This window comes from Amycolatopsis mongoliensis (genome assembly GCF_030285665.1).
Taxonomy (GTDB): Bacteria; Actinomycetota; Actinomycetes; order Mycobacteriales; family Pseudonocardiaceae; genus Amycolatopsis; species Amycolatopsis mongoliensis.
In genome coordinates this window covers 6,500,833-6,515,592 of sequence record NZ_CP127295.1, presented here as the reverse complement: position 1 = coordinate 6,515,592, position 14,760 = coordinate 6,500,833, and the positions used below count along the sequence as shown (strand labels likewise).

General features: G+C 72.2%; 10 protein-coding genes and 2 pseudogenes. 6 read left to right on the top strand and 6 right to left on the bottom strand.

Going from position 1 to position 14,760, the window contains the following annotated elements; all coding sequences use genetic code 11:
* The 5 genes and pseudogenes from QRX60_RS31340 to QRX60_RS31320 all read right to left on the bottom strand — a co-directional run.
* Window positions 1-717: pseudogene (locus tag QRX60_RS31340) on the bottom strand (ABC transporter ATP-binding protein); the annotation flags it as partial.
* Window positions 714-2,644, bottom strand: a pseudogene (locus QRX60_RS31335) (dipeptide/oligopeptide/nickel ABC transporter permease/ATP-binding protein). The pseudogenes QRX60_RS31335 and QRX60_RS31340, both read right to left, overlap by 4 nt.
* Window positions 2,644-3,651 carry an ABC transporter permease gene (locus QRX60_RS31330; RefSeq protein WP_285995031.1) on the bottom strand — a complete coding sequence of 336 codons (1,008 nt, stop codon included), beginning with the start codon at window positions 3,649-3,651 and terminating at the stop codon, window positions 2,644-2,646. The pseudogene QRX60_RS31335 and the gene QRX60_RS31330 overlap by 1 nt, the downstream one beginning before the upstream one ends.
* Before the next feature lie 18 nt (window positions 3,652-3,669).
* Window positions 3,670-5,265 (bottom strand): ABC transporter substrate-binding protein, encoded by a 1,596-nt coding sequence (locus QRX60_RS31325; protein WP_285995030.1) that lies wholly within the window; start codon window positions 5,263-5,265, stop codon window positions 3,670-3,672.
* A 29-nt stretch (window positions 5,266-5,294) separates the two neighbouring features.
* Entirely contained in the window at window positions 5,295-6,683 is a 1,389-nt protein-coding gene (locus QRX60_RS31320; protein WP_285995029.1) for a serine hydrolase domain-containing protein, read from the bottom strand.
* Between the two features lie 255 nt (window positions 6,684-6,938).
* Between QRX60_RS31320 and QRX60_RS31315 the strand changes: the two genes are divergently transcribed.
* Window positions 6,939-8,525 (top strand): ABC transporter substrate-binding protein, encoded by a 1,587-nt coding sequence (locus tag QRX60_RS31315; protein WP_285995028.1) that lies wholly within the window; start codon window positions 6,939-6,941, stop codon window positions 8,523-8,525.
* A 3-nt stretch (window positions 8,526-8,528) separates the two neighbouring features.
* Here QRX60_RS31315 and QRX60_RS31310 read toward each other — a convergent pair whose 3' ends face one another.
* Window positions 8,529-8,984, bottom strand: coding sequence for a MarR family winged helix-turn-helix transcriptional regulator (locus QRX60_RS31310; protein ID WP_285995027.1), 456 nt, complete (start codon window positions 8,982-8,984; stop codon window positions 8,529-8,531).
* Between the two features lie 97 nt (window positions 8,985-9,081).
* Between QRX60_RS31310 and QRX60_RS31305 the strand changes: the two genes are divergently transcribed.
* From QRX60_RS31305 to QRX60_RS31285, 5 genes are all read left to right on the top strand, one after another.
* Window positions 9,082-10,047, top strand: coding sequence for an alpha/beta fold hydrolase (locus QRX60_RS31305; RefSeq protein ID WP_285995026.1), 966 nt, complete (start codon window positions 9,082-9,084; stop codon window positions 10,045-10,047).
* A gap of 17 nt (window positions 10,048-10,064) precedes the next feature.
* On the top strand, window positions 10,065-11,192 hold the full coding sequence (locus QRX60_RS31300) for a LacI family DNA-binding transcriptional regulator (protein ID WP_285995025.1): 1,128 nt from the start codon (window positions 10,065-10,067) through the stop codon (window positions 11,190-11,192).
* A gap of 472 nt (window positions 11,193-11,664) precedes the next feature.
* Window positions 11,665-12,915 (top strand): sugar ABC transporter substrate-binding protein, encoded by a 1,251-nt coding sequence (locus QRX60_RS31295; RefSeq protein WP_285995024.1) that lies wholly within the window; start codon window positions 11,665-11,667, stop codon window positions 12,913-12,915.
* A 3-nt stretch (window positions 12,916-12,918) separates the two neighbouring features.
* Window positions 12,919-13,827 carry a carbohydrate ABC transporter permease gene (locus tag QRX60_RS31290; protein ID WP_285995023.1) on the top strand — a complete coding sequence of 303 codons (909 nt, stop codon included), beginning with the start codon at window positions 12,919-12,921 and terminating at the stop codon, window positions 13,825-13,827.
* Window positions 13,828-13,831: 4 nt separating this feature from the next.
* Window positions 13,832-14,728, top strand: coding sequence for a carbohydrate ABC transporter permease (locus QRX60_RS31285; RefSeq protein ID WP_285995022.1), 897 nt, complete (start codon window positions 13,832-13,834; stop codon window positions 14,726-14,728).
* Window positions 14,729-14,760 lie beyond the last annotated feature (32 nt).

The window sequence follows — 14,760 nt, the reverse complement described above, 5'->3', positions numbered from 1 at the left end:
GGGTACGGCGGCGAGCAGCTCGCGCGTGTAGTCGTGGTCGGGTTCGGACAGGACGCGCGTCGTGGGCCCCTGCTCGACGATCCGGCCGTGGCGCATGACGGCGACGTGCGAGGCGACGTACCGGACCACGGCGAGGTTGTGGGAGATGAACAGCATCGAGAGACCCAGGCTGCGCTGCAGCTCGCGGACCAGGTTGAGCACGGCCCCCTGCACGGAGACGTCCAGGGCGGAGGTGATCTCGTCGGCGACGATCACCCGGGGACGGGCCGCCAGCGCCCGCGCCAGCGCGACTCGCTGGCGCTGGCCGCCGGACAGCCGGGACGGCACGGATCCGGCGCAGCCGGGATCGAGGTGCACCAGGTCCAGGAGCCGCCCGACCTCGGCTCGCCGCGCGGCACGCCCGGCGTCCGGCGGCATGGCCTCGGCCACGCTGTCGCCGACCGTCATGCGGGGGTCCAGCGACGAGTAGGGGTCCTGGAAGACCATCTGCAGCGGCCGCGGCCGGCCCCGGGTGGGGACCGGCGCGCCGCCGAGGGTGATCCGGCCGTCGGCCACCGGAGCCAGGCCGACGGCGGCCCTGGCGAGCGTGGACTTGCCGGACCCGGACTCGCCCACGAGCCCGACCACCGCGCCCGCGGGCACGGTCAGGCTGACCCCGTCGACCGCGGTCGTCCGTCCATATCGGACGGTGACATCCTCGAAGTTCAGCTCGCTCACGGTGACTCCACCAGTTCGTCGGGGCTGCGGTCGGCGGGCAGCGGCTCACCGGCGTGCCAGCACGCCACCCGGTGGTGGCGCGCGGCGGCCGCGTCGGCCGCCAGCGGCGGATCCTCGGCCCGGCACCGCGCGTCGGCGAGCGGGCACCGGTCGGCGTAGGCGCAGCCGCGGGGCACGTCGGCCGGGGCGACCGGGCGGCCCGGGATCGTGGCGAGCGGCTCGGCCAGGTCGGTGGCCATGCCGGGCACCGCCTCGACCAGCGCCCGGGTGTAGGGGTGCCGGGCGCTGGTGGTGAGGCCGGCGGCCGGCAGGTCCTCGACGATCCGGCCGGCGTACATCACCAGGACCCGGTCGCAGACCTCCCCGACCACGGTGATGTCGTGGCTGATCAGCACGAGCGCCACGTCGTCCGCCGCCCGGATCGCGGCGAGCAGGTCCAGCACCTGCTGCTGCACCGTGACGTCGAGCGCGGTGGTCGGCTCGTCGGCGACGATCAGCGCCGGCGACCCCATCAGGCCCATGCCGATCATGGCCCGCTGGCGCATTCCGCCGGAGAACTCGTGCGGGTACTGCCGGACGCGCGCGTCCGCGTCCGGGATGCGGACCGCGGTCAGCCGGTCCACCGCGCGGGCCATCGCCTGGCGGCGGTTCATGCCCTGGTGGTGGGTGGCCACCTCGGCCAGCTGGCCCCCGATCCGGTGGGTGGGGTTGAACGCGGTCATCGGGTCCTGGAAGACCATGGCCAGGGACGTGCCCAGCATCCGGCGCTGCACCGCCGTGTCCGGGGCCAGGAGGTCGTCCCCGAGCAGTTCCAGCCGGGAGGCGTCGACCCGGGCGTGGTCGCCGAGCAGCCGCGTGATCGCCAGCGCGGTCAGGGACTTGCCGGAACCCGACTCCCCGACGATGCCGACCGCTTCCCCCGGCCCACCTGGAAGGACACCCCGCGGACTGGCCGCACCGGACCGGCCGGCCCGGGAAAGGTGACCTGGAGGTCCCGGACCTCCAGCACCGCCTGGTAGGAGTTCATCCGCGGCTCCTCACCGGCGGAAGCGGGGACGCGGGACGCTCCGGCGCGCGGTCGCGGCAAGGCGCGGAGCCCGGTACCCACGGAGACCCCGAGCCCCTTGGCGACCGACTCGCCGAAGAGGTTGAACGCCAGGCCGGCCAGCAGCACCGCGGCTCCGGGCACGAGGGCGGCGCTCGCGTTCGAGTAGATCGCGCCGACCCCGTCGTTCAGCAGGCGGCCCCAGTCGTAGGCGGGCTGCTGGACACCGAGGCCGATGAACGAAAGCCCGGCGAACGCGAGCAGCGCGTTGCCGGCGCCGATGGTCGTGTTGACGACGAGCGGCTCGGCGATGTTCGGCAGGACGTGGCGGAAGAGGATCCGGAACCGGCCGATCCCCACGGTCCGGGCGGCCGCGACGTACTCCCGCGCCGCGACCCCGGCCACCAGGGTCTGGGTCATCCGCGCGAACGCCGGGGCGCCGGCGAGCCCGATGGCCAGCACCGCCCCCGTCGCGCCGGCCCCGAACACGACCGCGAAGAACAGCGCCAGCAGCAGCCCCGGGAAGGCGACCGCGATGTTGACCCCGGCCGTCACCACCCGGCCGGATCGCCTGCCGAGCACGAACGGCGCGGCGCCGATGGCCAGGCCGGCGACCACGGTGAGCACGATGGCCAGCAGGGCGAGCTCGATGGAAAGCCGCGACGCGACGAGGACGCGCAGGAGGATGTCGCGGCCGAGGTTGTCCGTTCCCGCCCAGTGCTGTCCCGACGGCGGGGCGAGCAGGTTGTCGGTGTCGACGGCGTCGGCGCCGGCTCCCCACAGCAGCGGTGCGAAACAGGCCAGGGCGAGCACCACGACCACGAGCACGGTCGCCGTGAGGCCCAGTGGGGTGCGGACCACCCGGGTCCAGCGTCCTCGCATCAGTCCTCCCGGATCTTCGAGCGCGGGTCGAGCACGGCGAGGGCGATGTCGACGACGAGGTTGGTGAGGAGCACGCCCAGGCCGTAGACGAGGACGATCGCCTGCACCACCGGGTAGTCCCGGGTGAGGATGGACTGCACGATCGTGCTGCCCAGGCCCGGCCAGGCGAAGACGTTCTCGACCAGGACGGTGCCGGCGACCAGCGCGCTCAGCAGGAGCCCGCCCAGGGTCAGCGCCGCGGTGACGGCGTTCGGCAGCGCGTGCTTGAGGTAGATCGTCCGGGCGGGCAGCCGCTTGGCCCGTGCGGTGCGGACGAAGTCCGCTTCGAGCACGCCGGCCATCTCGACGCGCACGATGCGGGCCAGGATGGCCGCGGGCCCGATCGCCAGCGAGACCACGGGAAGCACGTAGGCCGACGCCGTGTCGTTGCCGGCGACCGGCAGCCACCCGAGCCGGATCCCGAAGACGTAGACGAGCGCGACCCCGATCAGGAAGTCGGGGATGGTCGCCACGACGATGCTGGTCGTGGTGAAGGCGAGCTCGGTGCGCCGGCCGTGGCCGCGCCGGGTCAGCACGCCCATCGACACGCCCAGCGGGACCGCGATGACCACGGCCGCCACGAAGGCGAACACGGCCAGCAGCAGGGTCGCGGTCAGCCGCTGGGCGATGACGTCGGAGACCGGGAGCTGGGAGGCCAGCGAGGTCCCGAGATCGCCGGTGAACAGCCCCTTCAGGTAGTGGGCGTACTGGACGAGGATCGGGTCGTCCAGTCCCAGTGCGTGCCGGCGCGCCTCGACCAGGTCCGCCGGCGCCGTCGGGCCGAGCGCCGCGCGGACCGGGTCCCCGGGGATGAGGTGGATCATCGCGAACGACGCGGTCACCAGGACCCACAGCGAGACCAGCAGCCGGCCGAGGCGCCGGAGGCCGAACCGCGCCCACGGGTGCGCCCACGGCCGCGGCCGGGCCGGATCCGCCGGCGGGGCCGGGACGGTCAGGGTCACGGGCATGTCTGTCGTCACCCCTCGCTACTTCGCCAGCATGCGGATGCTCGTGGGGATCAGCTGGCCCGGGGTCCGGAACTCGGCGGCCTTGCCGAACGTGCGCACGACCTTGCCGGCGAACGGGACGAGCGCCGCCCGCGCGATCAGGCCGGACTCCGCGGCGAGCCACGCCCCGCAGCCGGCGGTGCCCTGCGTCGCCATCGCCGCCTTGACCGCCTTGTCGTACTCCGGGTCGGCGATCGCGGCGAAGTTGTTCCCCTGTGGCGCCGCCGGCCCGGAGAGGAACGGCACGAGCTGGTCCGGGGTGCTGACGTTGACCGACACCCAGGCGACGTCCCAGTCCCCCGCCCCGAACAACGCGGTGGTCAAGGTCGTCTCGTCCTGGCTGCGCGCGGTGGCTTCGACCCCGATCGCCTTCCACTGCTTCACCGCGAGCTCGGCCGCCGCGTCGCCGCCGCTGCCGTTGTTGTTCTGGTAGAGGAACACCAGCGCCAGCGGCTTGCCGCCCTTGGTGCGCTTGCCGTCGCCGCCGGCCAGCCACCCCGCCTGGTCGAGCAGGGCGGCCGCCGCCTGGGGGTTGGCGGCGGGCAGCGCGCGGGAGACCGAATCGCCGGGGCAGGCGACCGGCTCGTTCGCGGCCAGCGTGGTCGCCGGGGAGCCCTGCCCGGAGGTGAGCACCTTCTGCAGCTGGCCGAGGTCGAGTGCCTGGGTCAGCGCCATCCGGACCTTCGGGTCGGCGGTGACCCGGCCCGCGGCCTGGTTGTACCACTGCTCCCCCACGAGCGCCGGGGTCTTGGCGGCGAACAGTCCCGCCTTCTCCAGCCGGTCCGCGTCCGGACCGGCGATCTGGGCGGCGCTCAGGCCGCCGGAGAGCAACAGGTTCGCCGCGGTGGTCTCGTTCTGCACCACCTTCATGACGACCGTCTTCGGCAGCCCCTTGGTCGCGGTGGTGGCGCCGTCCGGCCCCCAGGTGTAGCCCTCCCGCAGCGCGTACGTGTAGTGGTCGCCCGGCGCGGCCTCGACGAGCTTGTAGGGTCCGGTGCCGGCCGTCGCCGTCTTGAGCGCACCGCGGTCGGCCAGGCCGCCCGGGCAGACGATCGGCAGGCCGGCCAGTCCGTTGAGGACGAACGGGGCCGGCTGGGCCAGGGTGATCGTGACCGTGCCGGCCGCGTTGTCGCCCACCGTCTTCGCCCCCGGCGGGAAGAACGCCCCCAGGAAAGGACTCTTGTTGTTCGGGTCCGCGACGAAGTTCAGGTTGGCGGCGACGTCCGTGGCGGTCAGCTTGGCACCGTCGGCGCACGTGATGCCCGGGGCGAGGGTCAGCGAGACCGTGGTGTCGCGCAGTTTCCAGCTCTTCGCCAGTCCGGAGCGGATTTCCCCGGTTTCGCCGTCGACGCTGAGCAGCGGGTCGTAGGCGAACTGCGTGACGGTGTACAGCGCGCTGCCCGCACCCATCTGCGGGTCGAGGTTGCCGGGGTCCGAGGAGAGCCCGAGGGTGAAGGTGCCGCCGTCGACGACCGCGGCCTTCCCGCTGCTGTCGGAGGCTCCTCCGCAACCGGTCAGCGCGGCGGCGGCCAGCACGAGACACAGGCCGTGGAGGCCCGCGGTGGTCAGCTTCATGACGGTTCCGTTCCGTACGTGCTAGGGGATCAGGCTCCGGCGCGCCGGACGGCGCGACCGAGGTGCAGGTAGAGGGCGTGCCCCGTGCCGTCGTCGCCCAGGAACGCGTGCGGCATGTGCATCCCGCGATCGGCCTCGACCGGGATCAGCATGTCGTCGCGGTAGTGGACGAGCTCGGTCCGTTCGACCTGCCCGCCCATCTCCACGAAGACGCCCTTGGGGATCTGCTCGATCCAGATGCGGTGCTCGTCGTCCTGGCTGACGGTGAGGTCGAAGACGTCGGCCGAATAGGTGCCGACGAACCGCTCGGCGTCGATCCGCCGCGGATCCGCCGGCGGCACGGGCAGCGCGGGCAACGTCGCCCCGGAAAGCTCGTCCAGGACGTGCCCCACGACGTCGCGGTAGAGCGAAACCGTGTCCCCGCCGTTGGTCGTCAGCGCGACGGCGAGCCCGGCCTCGGGAACCATCCGCAGGAAGGCGCCCTGCCCGATGGTGCTGCCGTCGTGGCCGATGATCGTCCCGGCCGGCGTCTCGAACCGTTCGAAGCCCAGCCCCCACGACGTTCCCATCAGGCCGAGGTCGGGCAGGCCGACCTCCCGTGCGTGCATGCGGGCCGGGGTGCCCGGCGCCAGCACCCGGGTCCCGTCGGCCGCGAGACCGTCCTCGAGGTGCATCCGCGCGAAGGCCACCAGATCCCGCGGCCGCATCGCGAGCATCGACCCGGCCGGCGCGTTCGACCGCGCCATCGCCCACATCGGCGCCGGCACGTATTCGCCGCCGGGCGCCGGCTGGACGTGCCCCATCGCGGCCCGGAACATGATCGCCTCGTAGGGTCCCGTCGCGGTGTGGGTGAGCCCCAGCGGCGCGATGAGGTGCTCGCGCAGGCAGGCGTCGTACGGCTTCCCGCGCAGTACCTCGACCAGCCGGCCGAGCACGCAATAACCCGCGTTGTTGTAGGAGAACTGCTCGCCGGGCGGGAAGAGCTGCGGTGTCCCCGCGAGCGTCGCGACGTACTTCTCCAGGCAGTCGTCGCCCACTCCGGTGTCGGTGAAGATGTCCCCTTCGAACCCGGCGGTGTGGTTGAGCAGCTGCCGCACGGTGATCTGCCCGGCCGCCCCCTCGTCGGCGATGCGGAACTCCGGCAGGTAGGTGCGGACCGGGTTCCCGATGTCCACCTTGCCCTCGTCGGCGAGCTGCAGCACCAGCGTGCTCGTCCAGAGCTTGGTGATCGACCCGATCTGGAAGACCGAGTCCGGGGTCGCCTCGACCCCGGTGGCCTTGTTGAGCAGTCCGGCTGCTCCGTCGGCCACCTGCTCGCCCTGCAGCACGGCCCACGCCGCGCCGGGGACGTCGTACTGTCGAAGCAGCTTCGGGACCTGTTCGCCGATCCACGCGTTGACCTCGTCGAGGTTGCTCATGCCGGAAGATGCTAGGAACGGCGTGCGGCGATGTGTTCGTCGTCACCGACAAGGTGGCGGGGAGAACTTCGTCGGCGGCGACGACTCGCCGGTCCGGCGTGGAGCGAGCACCGAGGTGTTTTCCGCGGGCAGGCCCGCTCGTCGTCCGGGATGAACCGGGATCCGGAAAACTGTCGCGGCGCACGAACCGGTGGCCCGGCCCCGTTCATACCATGCCCGGGCATCGCCGGCACCGCTCTCGAACGGAGAATGCCCATGGCACACCCCCGGAACTCCGCCGCGGTCCTGGGCGTGCTGGCCATGGCCGCGAGCGGCTGTGCCGGCTGCACGAGCACCGCCGGCCGCCAGCCGGTGGACGGCCGGACGTTCACCCTCGCGATCGGCTCCGACCCGGCCTCCCTGGATCCGCACTTGACCGTGCTGTCCGTGACCAGCCAGGTCGACCGGTTCCTCTACGACAGCCTGCTCGACCTCACCGCGGACGGGAAGCCCGTCGCCGGGCTGGCCGGGAAGTGGACCGCCACGACGACGACCGCGTCCTTCACCCTCCGCGCCGGTATCTCCTGTGCGGACGACACCCCGCTGACCGCCGCCGACGTCGCGGCGAACATCGACTTCGTCGGCGACCCGGCCAGCAAGTCACCCGTCACCGGCCAGACGGTCGCACCGGGGACGAGCGCCACCGCGGACGAAGCCACCCGCACGATCACCGTCACCAGCGGGAAGCCCGACGCGTTCCTCCTCCGCGACATCGGCACGCTGCCGATCGTCTGCGGCAAGGCCCTGCGGGACCGGAAGCTGGCCACGAAAGGCGAAGGCGGCACCGGCATGTTCACGATCACCGAAGCCGTGCCCGGTGACCACTACACGCTGACGCGCCGCACCGACTACGCCTGGGGACCCGGCACCGGGCAGGCGACCCGCCCCGGACTCCCCGACCGGGTCGTCGTCCGGGTCGTCCCGGACACCAGGACGGCGGCCGGGCTGCTGCTGTCGGGCGAGCTGAACGCCGCCACGATCACCGGGCCGGAGCGGCAATTGCCCGACGCGAAGGGGCTCGCGCACGCCGATTTCGTGGCACCGCTCGGGGAACTGTTCTACAACCAGGCCGACGGACGGCCCGGCCACGACGAATCGGTCCGGCGCGGTCTCACCCAGGCCCTGGACCTGGCCCGGCTCGGCAGCGTGCTCACCGACGGCACGGGTACACCGTCCACGGGAATGGTCACCGCCGCGATGACCCCGTGCCCCGGCGACACCGTCACCGGGAACCTGCCGGTCCACGACCCGGCCGCGGCCGCATCCGCATTGGACACCGCCGGCTGGAAGCCGGGGCCGGACGGCGTTCGCGTGAAGAAGGGCAGGCGCCTCGAGCTCACCGTCCTCTACGGAACCCAGCTCGGCCCCACCATGACCGCCACCGCCGAACTGGCCCGGCAGGCCTGGCAGTCCCTCGGCGCCGCCGTCACCGTCCGGGGGCTCGACGGCCCGGCGCTCAGCCAGGAGCTCTTCGGCACCGGCGGCTGGGACGTCCTGCTCGGCCCGATCGGCTTCGCGTCACCGAACCAGATGGTGCCCTTCGTGTCCGGGCCGGCCGTCCCGGCCGGGACGAACTTCGCGCACATCGAGAACGCCGGCTACGACGAGCGGGCCCGGCAAGCGGCGACCATGGTCAACGACACCGGCTGTCCACTGTGGACCGCGGCGGAGACGGCGCTCATCGCCAGGGTGGACGCGGTTCCCTACATCGACTCCGTCGTGCCCACCTACGCCCACGGCGCGGGGTTCGAGATCAGCCAGACGAGCATCAAGCCGTCCTCGATCCGGATGTACGCGGAGTGACCCTCAGCCGGTCACGTCGTCGACCGGGACCGCCGCCCGGTCGGTGAGCCTGGCCAGGTGCGCCTCGAGGGCAGCCAGCTGACGGCGTCCGATGTCGGCCGACCAGCGCTCACGCACCTCGTCGAGCAGTTCGCCGCCGATCCGCATCATCTCGGAGCCGCGCGCCGTGACCCGCAGCCGCTTGCGGCGCGCGTCGGCGGGGTGCGCCTCGCGCTCGACGTATCCCAGCTGTTCCAGGATGGCGATCCGCTGGGCGGCGGCCTGCTTGGTGATCGACAACCGGCGCCCGAGCTCGGACGCGCTGTCGGCCCCCTCCTCGATGGCCCGCAGGGCGAACTCGTCCGCGGGACGCACCCCCGGGTGCCCACGGTCCGCCAGCCCGGCGCTCACGTCGTCCACCATCGAACGGAACCCGCGCAGCAGCAGGAGTGCCAGATCGGCACCCGGAGATCGCTCCATGCCGCCGATCATACGAAACCCCGCAGGGTGGACAAGTCGCTTGTCCAATCGCTACCTTGGACAAGGTACTTGTCCATCCTTGAGGAGCGGCCTTCCCATGACCCTCGCCCCCGGCAGCGCGACCATTCCCGGCGTCACCCACCACCGCGCCGACGTCAACGGCACCGACCTGCACTACGTCACCGCGGGCACCTCCGGCACACCGGTGCTGCTGGTCCACGGCTTCCCCGAGACGTGGTGGACCTTCCACAAGCTGATCCCGCTGCTGAGCGGGCACCACCGGGTGTTCGCGGCCGACCTGCGCGGCTTCGGCGATTCCGCGACCGCGACCGGCGAGCACAGCGGCGCGACGGCGGCCGCCGACCTGGTCGAGCTGATCACCCGGCTCGACGTCGGCCCCGTCCACCTCACCGGCCAGGACATCAGCGGGCCCGCCACCTTCCGCGTCGCGGCCGGCCACCCGCACCTGCTCCGGAGCTACACGGCGATCGAAACCGGCCTGCCGGGATTCGGCCTCGAGACGCTGGCCGACGTCACCCGCGGCGGCGCCTGGCACATCGGCGTCCTGGCCGCGCCCGGCATTCCCGAACTGCTGCTGTCCGGCCGGGAGCGCGAGTTCCTCGGCGGCTACGCGATCCCTTCCCTGAACGCGACCCCGGGCGCGTTCACGGACTCCGACGTCGACGAGCTGGTCCGCACCTACCGCCGACCGGACGCCTTCCGGGGCGCGACCGGCCTCTACCGTTCGATGCTCGCCGAAGGCGGCGAAATCCGCGAACTGGCGAAGCAGAAGCTCACCGTGCCCGTGCTCGCCGTGGGCGGCGGGTGCGGTGAGTTCACGTCGGCCACGGTCCGCCAGGTGGCCACGGACGTGTCCGCGGTGTCGATCGACGGCATCGGGCACTACGTCGCGATGGAAGCACCCGGCCGGCTCGCCGAAGTCCTCCGCGCGTTCTACGCGAAGGTCGACGGCTCACGGGCGGAAACGCACCGAGAACGTCGCGCGGTGGCCGCGCCTTCGCGGGAGGGCGCACGGTACGGTGAGAGCGATCGAAGCGCATAGACCGGGAGGGCGACGGCATGGCGGAACCGCCGGCGAAGGCGGCTACGGTGTACGACGTCGCCGCGCGGGCCGGCGTGTCGATCGCCACCGTGTCGATGGCCTTCCGGCGGCCGGAGAAGGTGCGCGAGACCACCCGGGCCCTCGTCTTCGACGCGGCGCAGGCGCTGAACTACGTCCCCTCGGCGAGCGCGCGCGGCCTGGCCAAGGGGCGGACCGGCGCACTCGGCCTCTTCTCCTACGACTACCTGGTCGGCTACCGCACCGCCCCGCGCGCGCCGGTGCCGGTCGGCCGGCGGACCGCGGTGCCGATCGTGCGGGAGGGGCCCGACGAGCTGTGCCGGGAGTTCCCGCTGTACGTGGACGAAATCCAGCGCGGCATGGAAGTGGCCTGCTGGGAGCTCGGCTACGCGCTGATGATCGGCGGGCCGAGCCACAGCAGGTCGGACGCCGTCGTCACCGACATCGCCGGGCGGGTCGACGGCCTCGCCGTGTTCCCGCAAACGCTTTCCCCCGAAGCGCTGGCGCACGTCGCGAGCCGCATCCCCGTGGTCGCGGTGTCCGAGCCGCCCGAGGACGACCGCGCGAGCCACGTGACCGTCGACAACCGGGCCGGCACGCGGGCCGTCACCGAGCACCTGATCATCGACCACGGCCGGCGCGACCTGCTGTTCGTCGGCGGCCTCAACCCCGCGGAGGCCAAGGCGCGCTTCGCCGGCTTCCGGGACGCGCTGCGGGCCGCCGGGTTGCGGGTGCCGCGCAAGCCGCTGGTGCCGCCGACCCGGCCGGACGACGCCGGGCGCGCGGTCGTGGCGCTGCCGGCCGACCTGCCGCTGCCCGAGGCGTTCGTCTGCGCCACCGACGAGGTGGCCCTGGACGTCATGCGGATCCTCGCGGACCGCGGGGTCGACGTGCCGGCCACGGTGGCGGTGACCGGGTTCGACGGCGTGGCGGCCGGCCGGGTCGTCCGGCCGGCGCTGACCACGGTGCGCCAGCCCATGGTGGAGATGGGCCAGGCCGTCGTGGACATCCTGCTGGCCCAGATCGCGGAGCCCGCCCGGGCGCCGGAGGTCCGCGAGCTGCCGGTCGAGGTCGTCCTCCGCGAGAGCTGCGGCTGCCCGCCCCGGTCCGCCATCTGGCGCAGCTAGTGTCGCGCGCCTGAGGTTCGTCGACGGCGGCCCGGCCCTGCGTGCCAAGGTGGCGTCGGGCGACTCGGACCGGGATCTGCCGAGGGTCGCGCCAGCTGGTCCGGCGACATGAATGAGTCATTCATGTCGCCGGACGAGGTGAATGACTCATTCATGTCGTCGCGGGAGGGGCTGCACGGGCCGGGGTCTCATGACGCAGGTTCCGGCCGCCCCGAACGTCAAACACCTGCCACGCGCGACACTAGGCGCCTGAGGTTCGTCGGCGGTGACCCGGGGTCGTGAGTGGGAAACCGTGTTCTAACCCTGCTTCCCACTCACGACAAGCCGCGGCAGACCCGCGAACCGGTGCGCTCCCCCGGCGCACAGCGACCCGGCCTCAAAACCGGGTCTTGTCAGCCGAAAATCTAAGCGCTTAGAATCTAAGCGCTTAGAACCCGGAGAAGGGACAATGATGTCACGTCCAGTTCGCCGAGTGGCCCTCCTGGCCGCCGCGGCCCTCCTGCTCACCGCCTGCGGGCGCACCGCGGACGACCCGGGGACGGCCTCGGCCGCCGTGGTGTCCGACGGGCCGGCCACCGGCACCGTCTCGATCTGGGCCATGGGCGCCGAGGCCGAGAAGCTGCCCGAGCTGTTGCGCGCCTTCAAGGACCAGAACCCCGAGGTGGACGTCCAGGTCACCGCCGTGCCGTGGCCGTCGGGCCACGACAAGTTCCAGGCCGCCATCGCCGCGGGGACCACGCCCGACATCGGGCAGATGGGCACCACCTGGATGGGCGAGTTCGCCGAGGCCAAGGCGTTCGCGCCGACGCCGGGCAACCTCGGCGCGGGGTCGTTCTACCCGGGCTCGGTGGACTCGACCAAGGTGGGCGGTGGCACCTTCGGCGTGCCGTGGTACGTCGACACCGCGGTGCTCTACTACCGCACCGACCTGGCCCACCAGGCGGGCTTCGACTCGGCGCCGGCGAACTGGGACCAGCTGCGCGCCCTGGCCGCGGCCATGCAGCAGAAGGCCGGCGCCCGGTACGGGATCTCCCTGCCCCCCAAGGACTTCCAGGCGTTCCTGCCCTTCGCCTGGTCCGCGGGGGCCAAGCTGGCCACCGACGACGGGACGAAGTGGACACTGGATTCGCCGCAGATGCGTGACGCGCTGGCGTACTACCAGAAGTTCTTCACCGACGGCCTCGCGGACAAGCACCCGAGCACCGAGACCGGTGCCGGGGAGAACGACTTCGTCAAGGGCACGGTGCCGATGTTCATCGGCGGCGCCTACGAGGTCGGCGAGTTCACCAAGCTCGGCGGCCCGGACTTCGCGAACAAGTACGCCACGGCGACCGTTCCGGCCAAGGAGTCCGGCACCGGCACCTCCTTCGTCGGCGGCAGCGACCTGGTGGTGTTCAAGCAGGCCAAGAACCCGGACGCGGCCTGGAAGCTCGCCAAGTTCCTCGCCAAGCCCGAGATCCAGGCGCAGTGGTACAAGATGACCGGCGACCTGCCGGCGGTGCCGCAGGCCTGGGACGACCCGACGCTGCGCGACGACCCCAAGCTGGCGGTGTTCGGGCAGCAGCTCAAGAGCGTCCAGTCACCGCCCGCCTCGACCCGGTGGGCCCAGGTGCAGGAAACCGCGAGCCAGCAGACCGAACAGCTCACCACCGGCACCAAGGACGTCGACGCGGTGGTGCGGGCGATCCAGTCAGCGGCCACCTCGATCGGCACCGGGCGCTGAGCCGTGGCCTCCGTCGTGAACCGGCGGCGCCGGAGCCCCGGCGCCCGCCGCCAAGCCGTGGTGGCGTGGCTGTTCGCCGCTCCGTTCGTGGTCGTGTTCGGCATCTTCATGGTGGTGCCGCTGGTGTCGTCGTTCGTCATGTCGTTCACCGACTTCCGCGGCAGCGACGTCGCGGACCCGGCGGCGGTGGACTTCGTCGGGCCGGCCCACTACCTCGCGCTGCTGTCCGACGCCCGGTTCCTGCACGCGCTGCGCAACACCGGCTACTTCGTCGTGGTCGGCATCCCGCTGACCATGGCCGTGGCGCTGCTGCTCGCGGTGGCGCTGAACAACGGCATCACGCGGTTCCGGACCGCGTTCCGGGTCGGGTTCTACACCCCGGTGGTCACCAGCGTGGTCGCCGTCGCGGTGGTGTGGCGGTTCATCCTGCAGCCCGACGGGCTCCTCAACACCGTGCTCGCCTGGCTCGGCATCAGCGGTCCGGACTGGCTGCACAGCACGACGTGGGCCATGCCGTCGCTGATCGTGATGGCCGCCTGGCGGAACATGGGGACGCTGATCGTCATCTTCCTCGCCGGGTTGCAGAACGTCCCCGCCGAGCTGCACGAGGCCGCCCTGCTCGACGGCGCCGGGCCGTGGCGGCGGTTCACCGCGGTGACCCTGCCGATCCTGCGCCCGACCCTGCTGCTGGGCGCGGTCCTGCTCTCGGTCGGCTACCTGCAGTTCTTCGAAGAGCCGTTCGTGATGACCAGGGGCGGGCCGCTCGACGCGACGCTGTCGATCACCTACTTCACGTTCCAGCAGTTCGGGTTCGGCGACTACGGCTACGCGGCCGCCGCGAGCTACCTGCTGTTCGCCCTGATCGCCCTGCTCAGCATCGTGCAGTTCCGCATCCTCCGGACGAAGAGGTGATCCCGTGACCCTGGTGTCCACCGAGGAGCGGCCCACGGCGGCCACTCCGCCGCGCCGCCGCCCCGCCCCGGCCCGGTCCGGCTCGACGGGCAAGGGACAGTGGCTGACCTACGCCGCACTGCTGGTCGCGGTCGGCCTGACCCTGATGCCGTTCCTGTGGATGGTCCTCGGTTCGCTCAAGAACCAGGACGAGATCCTGCGCGACCCGAACGGCTGGCTGCCGCACTCCCCCACCCCGGCCAACTACCTGTCCTGGTTCGGCGACTTCGGCATCGGGACCTACTTCCTCAACAGCGTGGTGGTCGCGCTGTTCACCGTCGCCGGGAACCTGCTGTTCTGCTCGATGGTGGGCTACGCGCTGGCCAAGCTGCGGTTCCCCGGCAAGCGGGCGTTGTTCGCGGTGGTCATGACCACGCTCATGGTCCCGGGGGTGGTCACGTTCATCCCGCTGTTCGTCCTGGTCGCCCGGATGGGCCTGATCAACACGTTCCCCGGGCTGATCCTGCCGTTCCTGGTGTCCCCGCTCGGGGTGTTCCTGATGCGGCAGTTCATCGGCACCGTCCCGGACGCCCTGCTCGAGTCGGCCAGGATGGACGGCGCGGGCGAGTTCCGGATCTTCGCGCGGATCGTGCTGCCGCTGTGCGGGCCGCCGCTGGCCACGCTCGGCATCCTGACCTTCCTCACCTCGTGGAACAACTTCCTGTGGCCGCTGGTGGTGGCGCAGAACCAGGACAGCTACACGCTGCCGGTCGCGCTGTCGCTGTACTCGACCAGTGAACACGCGACCGAGTACGGGCTGCTGCTCGCCGGCTCGGTGATCCTCATCTCCCCCATCGTGCTGGCGTTCGTCCTGCTGCAGCGCCTGTTCACCCAGGGGGTGGCGACGACGGGGATCCGCTGACACCAGCCGGCACCGACACACGCGAAGACGAC